Genomic DNA, 11,208 nt, shown 5'->3' with positions numbered 1-11,208 from the left:
AAGAAGGATCAACTCCGCGAAGCCGCTTAGCCAGCCTGCTCGGCCGCCCCGCTTTGCAGAACTTGACGCACACAATCTCGACGAGCGGCCTTTTTCGTTTGCCGCATACCTTCAACAGACGTCAAAAAAGCAGCCCCGAAGGGCTGCTGAAGTGTGTGACCACTGGGAAACCGGGCGGAGCTTTCGCTCCGCCCATTCCGGGCTGTGGGGGGATCAGCCCGGCAGCAGAACGGTGTCGACCACGTGGATGACGCCGTTCGATTGCATCACGTCGGCGATGGAGACGGTGGACTTGCCGCCCTTCTTGTCGGTGATGGTGAGCGTGTTGCCGGAGGGCGTGACGGTGAGCATTTCGCCCTGCACGGTCTTCAGCATGGCCTTGCCGCCGCCTTCCTTCACTTTTGCTGCGAGATCCTGCGCGGTCATCTTGCCGGCCACCACGTGGTAGGTGAGCACGCCGGTGAGCTGCGCCTTGTTCTCGGGCTTCAGGAGCGTGTCGACCGTGCCGGCCGGCAGCTTAGTGAAGGCTGCGTTGGTCGGAGCGAAGACCGTGAACGGGCCCTGGCCCTGCAGGGTCTCGACAAGGCCTGCGGCCTTCACGGCGGCCACGAGGGTGGTGTGGTCCTTCGAATTGACGGCATTCTCGACGATGTTCTTCGACGGATACATCGGGGCGCCACCAACGGTCGTGGTCTTCTCCTGTGCGGTGACAGGCAGCGACATCACAAGAGCCGGAGCCGCAAGGGCGATGGCGGCAGTCATGCAGGCAATGCGAATGTTCATGGATCTGGTCCCTGAATTGGTTGGATTAAGGATCCCGGCTTTGTGCCGGAGACCGAAGGCTCAACCTTCAGGGCGGATACCCCGCATGGATGCGATTGGATGCGGGGTCGCGTTTTCGTGAAGAGAGAAAAATTTCGGGTCAGGCGGTGAACGCCGTCGGACCCCTCAGGTATGCTTCAATGCGGTCGATCTCGACCTCTTCTGCCGTTACGAGGTGCGGTTCATCCTGCTTGATCTCAGCAACGGGCAGCTTATCGATGGCCGTGCTCTCTTGCAGGGCTTTGTGAAGGGCCTGCAGATGCTTGATCTGCTCATCATCCGAACTCTCGGGCGGCTGGCGCGGAGCCATGACATCCTCCTTCAGGATTAGCCAAAAGTATTGGCGCGATCCGTGTCACAAATAGGGCACCGTCACAGGGCTGTGGACGCCGTGCCCTTCATCACCACAGGTCCCGTCGGCAGGCCCGTGGGGGAACCGGTGAGCGGCTCGACCGAGATCGCGAACAGTTGATTGGAGTGCGGCTGGGGCAGGTTCCTGGGATCGAGCAGCACCGTCCTGGCGGTTTGAACGACGCCCACGGAAACCGGCGCCCCGTTCGGCTCCGGGAAGGTCCAGACCTGGATGGAGTGATTGTGCGGGATCTCCATGTCACCGAGCGGCATGAGCTCGAGGCGCCCATCCGCGAAGGTGCGCAGCACGGCGCCCGGCTGGTTGGTCTCGCTCATGAGAACCGCCACGAGGGTCGGCTGGCGGGTGGCTTTGTCGGCGAAATAGCCCACGCCCATGGCGAGCAGGAGCCCGGCCAGCGCACCGGCCATGCCGAAGCCGCGCCAGAAGGTGAGGCTGTTCCAGAGCCCCTGCAGCAGCCCCGGCGACGTCTCCCGCCGTGCGGTCACCACAGGCCTTGCGGCCATGACTGCAGGCTGGGCCTCGAGACCGGCCTCGATCTGCTGCCACAGGGCTTCACCGGGCGGCAGGTCGGCGGCCGTGTTGTCCCATTCCGCAAAGCGGGTGCGCCATTGCTGGACGAGAGCCTGAAAGGATGCATCCGACGCGATGAGACGCTCGGCGAGCCCGCGCTCATCGCCCTCCAGGAGGCCGAGGACATGCTCGGCGGCCAGACGGTCCTGATCGTCGCGGGTCATGCCATGCACTCCCGTAGCGCCAGCAGGGACCGGCGGATCCAGGACTTGATCGTGCCGAGCGGCACGCCGAGGCGGCCGGCGAGTTCCCCATGGCTGAGCCCGTGGATATAGGCGAGCGTGATGGCCTGGCGCCGCGAGGGCTCCAGGCGCTCCAGGCAGCGCTTGAGGCTTCCCGTGTCGGACAGGCGCATCATGACGGTTTCAGCGTTCTCCTCATCGCTCGCGAGCCCCATGGGCTCGAAATCCTCGACCAGGTCGGTGCGGGTCTCGCCGCGCAGGATGTTGAGCGCCCGGTTGCGCAGGATGGCGTAGAGCCAGGAGCGGGCATCGCCGCGGGCCGGATCGAAGCTGTCCGCCTTGCGCCAAACCTGGAGAAAAGTGTCGTGCACGGCTTCCTCGGCCAAAGCCCGTCGCCGCAGGAGCCGCATGGCGACGCCCAGCATCCGCGGTGCCTCAATGTCGTAGATGGCACGCAGGGCCGCGCGATCGCCCCGGGCGCACTGGCCGAGGGCGTGGTTCAGGTCCAAGGCCGGGGAGGCGATCTCCCCCAGCACTGCCTTCACGCGAGAACTCCGTTTCCACTTGCCAAGGATACACCCGAACCCTGCCGCTGGATGCAGAAGGGCTGAGATAAATTCACCACCCCTGCATCCATAGAGGATTCCGGCGGGTATGCGCAATGCTGGTCGCTGACGACCGGAGGTTTCAGCCGGAGGATCATCCTATGAAGTTCACACCCTTGGCCATGGCTCTCATCGGGTCATCTCTCATTGCCGGTGCCGCGCAGGCGCAGAGCGTCGCGGCTCTCGTGGGAGACGACACGATTGCCATCGTGGATGTGGCGGGCAAGAAGGTCGAGCGTTCGATGAAGGTCTCGGGCCTCTCCGGCGCCCTTGTCGGCATCGATGTGCGCCCGGCCGACGGCATGCTCTATGGCGTTGTCACTGACGGAACGGTGGTGACCATCGATCCAGCGACGGGCAAGGCCACCATGAAGTCCAAGCTCGACGCCATGCTCGCGCCCGGCACCATGGCGACCGTCGATTTCAACCCGGTGGCGGACCGGCTGCGGATTATCGGCTCGGACGGCATGAACCTTCGCGTCAATGTGGATGACGGCAAGGTCACGAAGGACGGCGGGCTGAAGTTCGCCGACGCCGACATGCACAAGGGCAAGATGCCGAAGGTCGTGGCCGGCGCCTACACCAATTCCATGAAGGGCGCGAAGGAGACGGTGCTCTACGACATCGAAGCTGCTGGCGTGCTCGTCAAGCAGGCGCCGCCCAACGACGGCGTGCTGAACTCGGTCGGCATGCTGGGCATGGAGGCCGGCGCGGCGGCCTTCGACATCGTATCCAGCGATGCCACCAACGAGGGTTGGCTCATGAACGGCAAGTCGCTCTACAAGGTCGATCTGGCAACCGGAAAGGCCTCTGAAGTCGGGATGATTGCTGGCGTGAATGGGACCGTGCGCGACATCGCCGCGATGCCCAAGGCCATGTAGTCCGGAAGCGGCGCGCCGGTGATGCCTGGCGCGCCATTCCGCTCAGGCGCAGCTGCGCCCCATGGCGTTGAGACCCTCGTCCAGAAGGTCGGCGAGGTTGGGGATCCCGATGAGCCAGTCGGCGGTGGAGGCGGAGCTCGCCTCGTCGCGCTCGCGGGCGAGGCGCACGGCCGCGCCCCATTCCTCGGGCTCCATGTCGCCGCGGCCGATATAGACAAGGGCAATCAGGTCGGCGCGCTCGTCGTCGTTGAGGCCGGCGATCACATCCCGCACTTCCTCCTCGGTCGCGTCGTCAGGCGAGGCGGTCAGCGCATCGATGCTGCCGTCGTCGATGGGATTCGACCCCGAGGCCGGATCGGTGATGCCCTCTTTGACGTCGATGGCCCTGGCCCGGAGAATGAGTTCGCAAACCTTGTCGAGCGCGATATCCATAGAAATCCTCGTGAAAATTCCGCTTCGGACGATGTCTTGTTCAATTGCTCACAGGGAAACCCAGAAGAGCCCATTCGGTTCAGCCCCGGCGAAGCTTCGAAAAGTGATGTCGGGCCTGTGCATTGCCGCCGCCTGGTGGATTAAAGGGCGAAGAGCTGCGGGTGTGATAGAGATACGCTGGTTTCCAAGCGCGATTCGATCATGTCCGGTACAGAACTCCTCGGCTTTGCCGCTGCCATTCTCACCACGGTCTGCTGGCTGCCGCAGGCCATCAAAACCATCCGCACCAAGGACACCACATCCCTTTCGCTGCTCACCCAGGGCGCTTTGACCCTCGGGGTCGGCCTGTGGCTGGTCTACGGGATCCTGGTCGACAGCCCGCCGATTATCTTTGCCAACGGCACCAACTTCGTGCTGGTGGCGCTGATCCTGGCGTTGAAGGTGCGATACGGCTAGGATTGTTTTGACATGGGGAAGTTGGTGATGCGCCGGTTGATTGCCTTTTGCCTGATCGGGCTCTCTCTGGCCCTGGGCTCTTCCCCCGAGGTCTTCGCGCAGGCAGCCCGCCGGGCCGATCCGTTCCAGCTGGCGCCGCAGCGCCCGGGACAGACGGACGTGTATATCCTGTCCTTCGGTCTCTGGGGTCCGCAAAGTGTGTTCGAAAGCGAGGCCAGGGGCGCAGCCCGCATTCTGGAAGCGCAGCTCGGCGCCAAGGGCCGCTCCATCGTCCGTTCCAACACCAAGCGCCGGGCCGGCGCGACGCCTGAAACCCTTGTGGCAGCAGCCGAAGCGGCAGGCCGCACGCTCGATCCGGCCGAGGACATCGTGGTGCTCGTCCTCACCTCCCATGGGGCGCCGGAGGGCATCGCTCTCGTGGCCGGGCGGGACACCCGCCTCGTCACGCCGGGTGACGTGAAGGTCTTGCTCGAGCGAACCAGGGCGCAGCACCGGGTCGTCATCGTTTCGGCCTGCTACTCGGGCGTTTTCGCCAATGCGCTCGCCGATGCGCGCACCCTCGTGATCACGGCGGCTGCGGCCGACAAGCCGTCCTTCGGCTGCCGGGACGGGGCGACCTGGACGTACTTCGGCGACGCCTTCTTCAACAAAGCCCTCAGGCGTGACCCGCGGCTGGATACGGCTTTCGAGAGCGCGCGCGGCCTCGTCACCCAGCGGGAGAGGCGGGAGGGATTCGATCCATCCAATCCGCAGATCGCCGGCGGATCCCAGGTTCTGGAGCGTCTCAACGCCCGTTAAGTCTGCTGCCTTGCGGCCAGCGTGCCGACACGGGCAACCCAGCGCTCGAGCCTTCGCCGGTTGACGCCGAAGTCCGAGCGGCCGATCTGGCTGCGGGAATAGACGGCAAGGGTCGATGCGTCCTCGCCCCGGTCGAACACCTGCATGACCACCGTATCGGGAAAGCGCATGAGCCGCGTGCGCACGAGATAGCGGTCCTGCTGCGGGCCTCGGTCGAGAAGGCTTGTGCCGGGCTCTGCCAGAGCCACCTCCGATACGATGCTGCGGAGCCGGGCGGCCGGCACCGGAAAGACCGGGGGCTGCGCATCCGCTTGGGCCTGAGGGCAGACGTCGGCTGAGCAGATCAGGGCATCGTTGGGATTGGTGCGGCGCTTGAGTGTCGCAAAGTCCACCGACCCGAGATCGGGTGAGCCGAACACGCCCTGCCACGTTCGCTCAAGTCCTGTTTCCCAGCCGCGCCACAGGCCATAGCCGAGACCGACGCTCACAAGTCCGATTGCTACAGCCTTCTTCCGCATGTTCCGCCTATTCCCATCAGTCGCTTGACAGCCTCGCTGAGAAGGATAGGGCAGGGCGCGCCTCCCTCCTAGCAATTCCCCGAAAGTCCGATGAGCCCTCACGTTGCCCCCATCCTGATGCTGGTTGCCTCGAACGTCTTCATGACCTTCGCGTGGTACGGGCATCTCAAGTACAAGACATCGGCTCTCTGGATGGCGGTGATCGTCAGCTGGGGCATTGCCTTCTTTGAATACTGGCTGGCCGTGCCAGCCAACCGGATCGGCTCCGCGGTCTATTCGGCCGCCGAACTGAAGACCATCCAGGAGGTCATCACCCTCGTGGTCTTTGCAGCCTTCTCGGTGCTCTACCTGAAGGAGCCCCTCGGTTGGAACCATCTTGTCGGCTTCGGGCTGATCGCGGCCGGCGCCGCCTTCATCTTCCAGGCACGCTGACCTGAAGGCCATGGCGCTTCTCATTTACGCCGGCGCGGCACTGGCCGAAATCGCCGGGTGCTTTTCCTTCTGGGCTTGGCTGCGCCTTGGCAGGACGGCTTGGTGGCTCGTGCCCGGAATGGCATCGCTGGCGCTGTTTGCCTATTTGCTGACGCTCGTGCCGAGCGATGCCGCCGGGCGGGCTTACGCGGCCTATGGCGGCGTCTACATCGTCGCTTCGATCCTGTGGCTCTGGATCGCGGAAGGGACGCGGCCCGACCGGTGGGACATGGCCGGCGGGGCGGTGTGCCTTGCGGGCGCGGCCCTCATTCTGTTCGGGCCGCGCGCTTGAACCGCAATCAGGTCGCGGGCTTCATCCGCAGGATGCGGCCGTTTCGGGAATCCGTGAGCAGATAGACGAAGCCGTCCGGCCCTTGGCGCACGTCGCGGATGCGCTCGCCGAGCTGCTGCAGCATGCGCTCCTCAGCCGTCACCCGGTTGCCGTTGGTGTCGAGCCGCGAAACGAGCTTGCCGGCCAGCGCCCCGACCAGGATGCTGCCGCGCCACGCCGGGAACTTGTCGCCCGTGTAGAACGCCATGCCGGACGGGGCGATGGAGGGATCCCAGTAATAGACCGGCTGCTCCAGGCCTTCCTTCTTCGTGCCCTCGCCGAGTTTCGCACCCGAATAATCGACCCCGTAGGAGATGATGGGCCAGCCGTAGTTCTTGCCCTTCTGCGGGATGTTCACTTCGTCGCCGCCGCGCGCGCCGTGCTCCACGGTCCAAAGCTCGCCCGTTGTCGGGTGGAGCGCCGCCGATTGAAGGTTGCGGTGGCCGAGGGACCAGATCTCCGGCCGGGCGTCCTCGCGGTTCAGATAAGGGTTGCCCGGAGCCGCGGAGCCGTCACGCTTGATATGGACGATCTTGCCGATGTGGTTGGCCGGGTTCTGGGCCTGGTTGCGCAGGTCGAAGCGGTCGCCGAGCGTAACGAAGAGGTTGCCCTCCCGGTCGAACACGAGGCGCGAGCCCCAATGGTTCGGTCCGGTATAGTTCGGCTCCTGGCGGAAGATGACGTTCAGTGATTCCAGCGCCCGTCCGTTGTCGCTGAGGCGCGCCCGCGCCACGCTCGTGCCGGCGCGGCCCTCGCCGCGATCCTCGGCAAAGCTCAGGTAGACGAGCCGGTTCTGGGCGAAGTTGGGATCGAGGGCCACGTCGAGAAGCCCGGCCTGCCCACGCACGGCAATCCTTGGGAGGCCCTGGATCGGTTCGGACAGGGTGCCGTTGGCGTCGACGATGCGCAGGCGCCCGGGGCGCTCGGTGACCAGCATGCGGTTGTCGGGCAGGAAAGCGAGGCCCCAGGGGTTCTGAAGATCGCGGGCGACCGTCTCGACGATCACCTCCACCTTGTCGGTGCGGAAACGCTGGGTGTCTTGGGCCAAGGCGGGGGAAAGGGCGCCGAGCGTCAGGGCGCAGGCCAGGGCAACACGAAGCTTAAGCATACATCTCTCCGTCGGTCCGATACCGGAGAGCTAGACTCTTGCAGCAGGGCGTCAACCATGCCGTCGTTCACTCACGCGTTATCGCGGAGAATAGACGTGGATGGTCTTCGTGTCCTGTGCGGAGAGCGTCTGGGTGGTTGCCATGACGGAGAGCGTCGCGAGGCCCATCAGCATGATCAGGGCCAGGGAGCAGCGGCTTTCCTGGCGCCGGTCGAGACGCTGAACCCGGGACGACACGTGGCAGGTATTTCTGGCTCTGAAGGTTTTCATCGGTTCTTCCCCTAGCAACCGAACGATGATCACGAGAGGAAAACTTCTTTGATTCAAGAAAGTTCCGGGGTGCGGCGAAAGTGCTGCTTACGGAGTCTTGGCTAAGTCTTTGTTAACTAATTGTTAACCATTGTGGCAAACCGTCAGGCTGTCCTCCGACGCACAACGACGGACTTAGGCGGAGCGTTCCGAGGGGCCGTGAAAGACGGCCTCGATGTTGTGACCGTCAGGGTCGAACGCGAAGGCCGCGTAGTAGCCGGGATGATAGGAGCGCTCTCCGGGCCCGCCGTTATCGCGCCCGCCATGAGCCAGGGCCGCCGCGTGGAAGGCATGCACGCTCTCCCGGTCCCTGGCCTGAAAGGCGAGGTGGACCCGCGAGACGGGACCGTCTGCTCTGTCGATCCATAGCTCGTCGCAGGCGAAATGCTCCGGGCTCTCGGAGGTGAAGTCATGGCCCAAGGCCTGCAGGATCGCGCGGTAGAAACGCCGGCTCGCTTCGAGGTCGGAGACGCGCAGATGGACGTGGTCGATCAATCGGCCTTGGTGGTGCTGCATCCGCTATCTCCCATATCCCGCGTCATGCCCGCACTTGTTGCGGCCATCCACGTCTTCAAGCCTCTTAAACGTGGATGGCCGGGACTAGCCCGGCCATGACGAAGTGTTTTATACGAGTTCTACTCAGCCTTGATGCCGGCCGCCTTGATGATCTCGGCCCAGGTCTGGATCTCCTTCTCGAGATACGGCTTGAAGGCGTCCGGATTGCGTACGTTCAGGGTGAAACCGAGCTTGGTGATGCGCTCCTTCACGTCGGGCTTGTTGAGGATCGCGATGATCGTGCCCGACAGCTTGTCGAGGACGGGTTTCGGCGTATTCACCGGCGCGAAGAAGGCGGCCCAGGACTCCGCATCCGCATTGGTGATGCCCTGCTCGCGTAAGGTCGGCACGTCGGGTGCCTGCGGGTTGCGCTGCGGGCTGGCAATCCCGATGGCGCGCATCTGGCCTGCCTGGAACTGGGAGAGCACGCTCGGCAGGGTCGAGTTCGACACGTCGATGCGGCCGGCCATGAGCTCGGTCACCAGGGGAGCCGCGCCCCGGAAGGGCACATGGGTCATCTTGGTGCCCGTGCGGGTCATGAAGAGTTCGGTGGCCAAATGCGAACCCGAGCCCACGCCCGTCGAGCCGTAATTCAGCTTGCCTGGATCCTTCTTGGCGAGTTCCACAAGCTCCGGAATCGTCTTCACGGGCAGGTCGTTCTTGACCACGAACACATGCTCGAAGGCGCCGGCACCGGCGAGCGGCGCGAAGTCCTTCACCGCGTCGTAGCCCGGCTCTTTGAGCAGGAACATGTTGTTCCCGTGGGTCTGGTTGTTGCCGAACACGATGGTGTAGCCGTCAGGATCCGCCTTGGCGACCGTGCGGGTGCCCACCGCCCCGGAGGCGCCGGCAAGGTTCTCGACCAGCACGTTCTGGCCGAGGCTCTTGCCCATCTCCTCGGCGACGATGCGGGCGATCACGTCGGTGGGGCCGCCGGCCGGATAGGGGACCACCATCTTGATGACCCGGTTCGGGAAGTCCTGGGCGGAGGCTGCGGAGGCGAACAGGGCCGCGCCGGCGAACAGGCCAAGGGCGAGGCGGCGAGTGACGGATTGGGTCATCGGAAAAGGCGTCTCCTCAAAATCCCGTCTGGGAAGGGTTGTTTTTCCTGGCTGTTTTGCTTGCTTGGACGGCTTCGCCGCTTTAGGGTCCGCCGCCGTCACGGTCCCTTTCTAACCCCCCGCTCGGAGGATTCCCATGGGCTTTTTGTCTGACGCCCTTTCCCGCATCAAGCCGTCTGCCACGATCGTCATCACGCAGAAAGCGCGGGATCTGAAAGCCCAGGGGCGGGACGTGATCAGCCTCTCCGTGGGCGAGCCGGATTTCGACACGCCTGACAACATCAAGGAAGCGGCCATCGCGGCCATTCGCCGGGGCGAGACCAAGTACACGCCGGTCTCCGGCATCGTGCCGCTGCGCGAGGCGATCTCCCGCAAGTTCAAGCGTGAGAACGGCCTCGACTACAAGCCTTCGCAGACCATTGTGTCGACGGGCGGCAAGCACGTGATCTACAACGCGCTGCTCGCCACCCTGAACCCGGGCGACGAGGTCATCATTTCCGCACCTTACTGGGTCTCGTATCCGGAGATGGTGGTGCTGTGCGGCGGCAAGCCCGTGTTCGTGGATTGCACCATGGAGCACAGCTTCAAGCTCCAGCCCGAGCCGCTCGAGCGCGCCATCACGCCTAGAACTAAGTGGATCATCCTCAACTCGCCATCGAACCCGACGGGTGCTGCGTATTCACGGCCTGAGATGAAGGCCATCACCGACGTGCTGATGCGCCATCCGCATGTGTGGGTGCTCACCGACGACATGTACGAGCACCTCACCTACGGCGATTTCGAGTTCGTCACGCCGGCGCAGGTCGAGCCGAACCTCTACGAGCGCACGCTCACCATGAACGGCGTATCGAAGGCCTATGCCATGACCGGCTGGCGCATCGGTTATGCCGGCGGGCCTGAGCATCTCATCAAGGCGATGGATTTCGTGCAGGGGCAGCAGACCTCCGGCACGAGCGCGATCTCGCAATGGGCGGCGGTCGAGGCGCTCGACGGGCCGCAGGATCACCTGCCGCGATTCAGGAAAGCGTTCGAGGAGCGTCGCGACCTCGTGGTCTCCATGCTCAACCAGGCGAAGGGCTTGAAGTGCCCGATGCCGGAAGGCGCGTTCTACGTCTATCCGTCCTGCGCCGAGGCCATCGGCAAAACCGCGCCGTCGGGCAAGGTGCTGGAGACCGACGAGGACTTCGTGTCCGAGTTGCTGGAAGCCGAGGGCGTCGCCGCCGTGCACGGCTCGTCCTTCGGGCTCGGCCCCAACTTCCGCATCTCCTACGCCACGTCCAACGCCGCGCTCGAGGATGCCTGCAACCGCATCCAGCGCTTCTGCGGATCGCTCCGCTGATGATCCTGCCGCGGACCTTCAACCCGGATCCCGCGGCACAGCCCTACCAGGCCGATCCCGCCTCCACGCACCGCGTGAAGTTCGACGCCCGCGTCGACTTCACCAACGGCGGCTACGTGGAGGCGAAGGATTTCCTCCTCGACATCGAGGGCGACAGCATCGCGCCGGAACGCCTCGCCGAAATGATCGTCTCGGCGATGAATCTTTTACGCGCTGGTCCTGTAACGATCACGGCCATGCGCGTGGTTCAGCGGGGCGAGCATCAGGATGCCGTCAAGGTTCTCTGACTCAGAAGAGCCAAGAGGCACCATCTTTTCCTGCTTCAAGGCCACCTCCACAAAACCTCTTGCCAACTCACCATCACAGGCAGAGCATCATCCTCAACGCGTCCTGGACA

17 protein-coding genes are annotated in these 11,208 nt (G+C 64.3%); 7 read left to right on the top strand and 10 right to left on the bottom strand.

The genetic code is table 11. The features are described from left to right. Positions 1-213: 213 nt before the first annotated feature. The 4 genes from IC232_RS07700 to IC232_RS07685 form a co-directional block, all read right to left on the bottom strand. Complete coding sequence (locus tag IC232_RS07700; RefSeq protein ID WP_210335251.1) at positions 214-783, bottom strand: fasciclin domain-containing protein; 570 nt, start codon at positions 781-783, stop codon at positions 214-216. A 139-nt stretch (positions 784-922) separates the two neighbouring features. Continuing rightward, positions 923-1,132 carry a hypothetical protein gene (locus IC232_RS07695; protein WP_190844332.1) on the bottom strand — a complete coding sequence of 70 codons (210 nt, stop codon included), beginning with the start codon at positions 1,130-1,132 and terminating at the stop codon, positions 923-925. A 62-nt stretch (positions 1,133-1,194) separates the two neighbouring features. Next, positions 1,195-1,929, bottom strand: coding sequence for an anti-sigma factor domain-containing protein (locus IC232_RS07690; protein ID WP_190844331.1), 735 nt, complete (start codon positions 1,927-1,929; stop codon positions 1,195-1,197). Continuing rightward, the gene (locus IC232_RS07685) at positions 1,926-2,492 is read right to left on the bottom strand and encodes a sigma-70 family RNA polymerase sigma factor (protein WP_312887592.1); all 567 of its coding nucleotides are present in this window, start codon (positions 2,490-2,492) and stop codon (positions 1,926-1,928) included. Before IC232_RS07685 ends, IC232_RS07690 begins: the two co-directional genes overlap by 4 nt. A gap of 161 nt (positions 2,493-2,653) precedes the next feature. On the opposite strand from IC232_RS07685, the gene IC232_RS07680 reads away from it, so the two are divergent. Further along, positions 2,654-3,433 (top strand): DUF4394 domain-containing protein, encoded by a 780-nt coding sequence (locus IC232_RS07680; protein ID WP_190844330.1) that lies wholly within the window; start codon positions 2,654-2,656, stop codon positions 3,431-3,433. Positions 3,434-3,475: 42 nt separating this feature from the next. Here IC232_RS07680 and IC232_RS07675 read toward each other — a convergent pair whose 3' ends face one another. Beyond that, complete coding sequence (locus IC232_RS07675; protein WP_190844329.1) at positions 3,476-3,865, bottom strand: DUF3775 domain-containing protein; 390 nt, start codon at positions 3,863-3,865, stop codon at positions 3,476-3,478. 201 nt (positions 3,866-4,066) lie between these two features. On the opposite strand from IC232_RS07675, the gene IC232_RS07670 reads away from it, so the two are divergent. Beyond that, positions 4,067-4,321, top strand: coding sequence for a SemiSWEET family sugar transporter (locus IC232_RS07670; RefSeq protein ID WP_190844328.1), 255 nt, complete (start codon positions 4,067-4,069; stop codon positions 4,319-4,321). 27 nt (positions 4,322-4,348) lie between these two features. Then, positions 4,349-5,119, top strand: coding sequence for a C13 family peptidase (locus tag IC232_RS07665; RefSeq protein ID WP_190844327.1), 771 nt, complete (start codon positions 4,349-4,351; stop codon positions 5,117-5,119). Here IC232_RS07665 and IC232_RS07660 read toward each other — a convergent pair. Beyond that, positions 5,116-5,637: a DUF1499 domain-containing protein gene (locus IC232_RS07660; protein WP_190844326.1), complete on the bottom strand. Its 522-nt coding sequence runs from the start codon at positions 5,635-5,637 to the stop codon at positions 5,116-5,118. The two genes, IC232_RS07665 and IC232_RS07660, sit on opposite strands and share 4 nt — an antisense overlap. Before the next feature lie 90 nt (positions 5,638-5,727). Here IC232_RS07660 and IC232_RS07655 point away from each other — a divergent pair, with 90 nt between their 5' ends. Next, positions 5,728-6,069, top strand: a complete 342-nt coding sequence (locus IC232_RS07655; protein ID WP_190844325.1) for a DMT family protein — start codon at positions 5,728-5,730, stop codon at positions 6,067-6,069. 10 nt (positions 6,070-6,079) lie between these two features. Then, entirely contained in the window at positions 6,080-6,400 is a 321-nt protein-coding gene (locus tag IC232_RS07650) for a YnfA family protein (RefSeq protein ID WP_190844324.1), read from the top strand. A gap of 7 nt (positions 6,401-6,407) precedes the next feature. On the opposite strand, the gene IC232_RS07645 is transcribed toward IC232_RS07650, so the two are convergent. The 4 genes from IC232_RS07645 to IC232_RS07630 all read right to left on the bottom strand — a co-directional run bounded on the left by IC232_RS07645 (position 6,408) and on the right by IC232_RS07630 (position 9,472). Then, positions 6,408-7,547, bottom strand: coding sequence for a PQQ-dependent sugar dehydrogenase (locus IC232_RS07645; RefSeq protein ID WP_190844323.1), 1,140 nt, complete (start codon positions 7,545-7,547; stop codon positions 6,408-6,410). Positions 7,548-7,625: 78 nt separating this feature from the next. Continuing rightward, a complete protein-coding gene (locus tag IC232_RS07640; protein ID WP_190844322.1) occupies positions 7,626-7,817 on the bottom strand; it encodes a hypothetical protein in 192 nt (63 codons plus the stop codon). A gap of 174 nt (positions 7,818-7,991) precedes the next feature. Further along, on the bottom strand, positions 7,992-8,372 hold the full coding sequence (locus tag IC232_RS07635; RefSeq protein ID WP_190844321.1) for a VOC family protein: 381 nt from the start codon (positions 8,370-8,372) through the stop codon (positions 7,992-7,994). A gap of 119 nt (positions 8,373-8,491) precedes the next feature. Then, entirely contained in the window at positions 8,492-9,472 is a 981-nt protein-coding gene (locus IC232_RS07630; RefSeq protein ID WP_190844320.1) for a Bug family tripartite tricarboxylate transporter substrate binding protein, read from the bottom strand. A 136-nt stretch (positions 9,473-9,608) separates the two neighbouring features. Here IC232_RS07630 and IC232_RS07625 point away from each other — a divergent pair, with 136 nt between their 5' ends. Both IC232_RS07625 and IC232_RS07620 read left to right on the top strand, forming a co-directional pair. After that, positions 9,609-10,811, top strand: coding sequence for a pyridoxal phosphate-dependent aminotransferase (locus IC232_RS07625; protein WP_190844319.1), 1,203 nt, complete (start codon positions 9,609-9,611; stop codon positions 10,809-10,811). Then, complete coding sequence (locus tag IC232_RS07620; RefSeq protein WP_190844318.1) at positions 10,811-11,098, top strand: hypothetical protein; 288 nt, start codon at positions 10,811-10,813, stop codon at positions 11,096-11,098. The genes IC232_RS07625 and IC232_RS07620 overlap by 1 nt, the downstream gene beginning before the upstream one ends. The last annotated feature ends 110 nt before the right edge of the window (positions 11,099-11,208 follow it).

The organism is Microvirga sp. (assembly GCF_014699075.1).
In the GTDB taxonomy this organism is placed as follows: Bacteria; Pseudomonadota; Alphaproteobacteria; order Rhizobiales; family Beijerinckiaceae; genus Microvirga.
The sequence above is the reverse complement of the archived record's forward strand: the minus strand, read 5'-3'. Positions and strand labels throughout refer to the sequence as shown.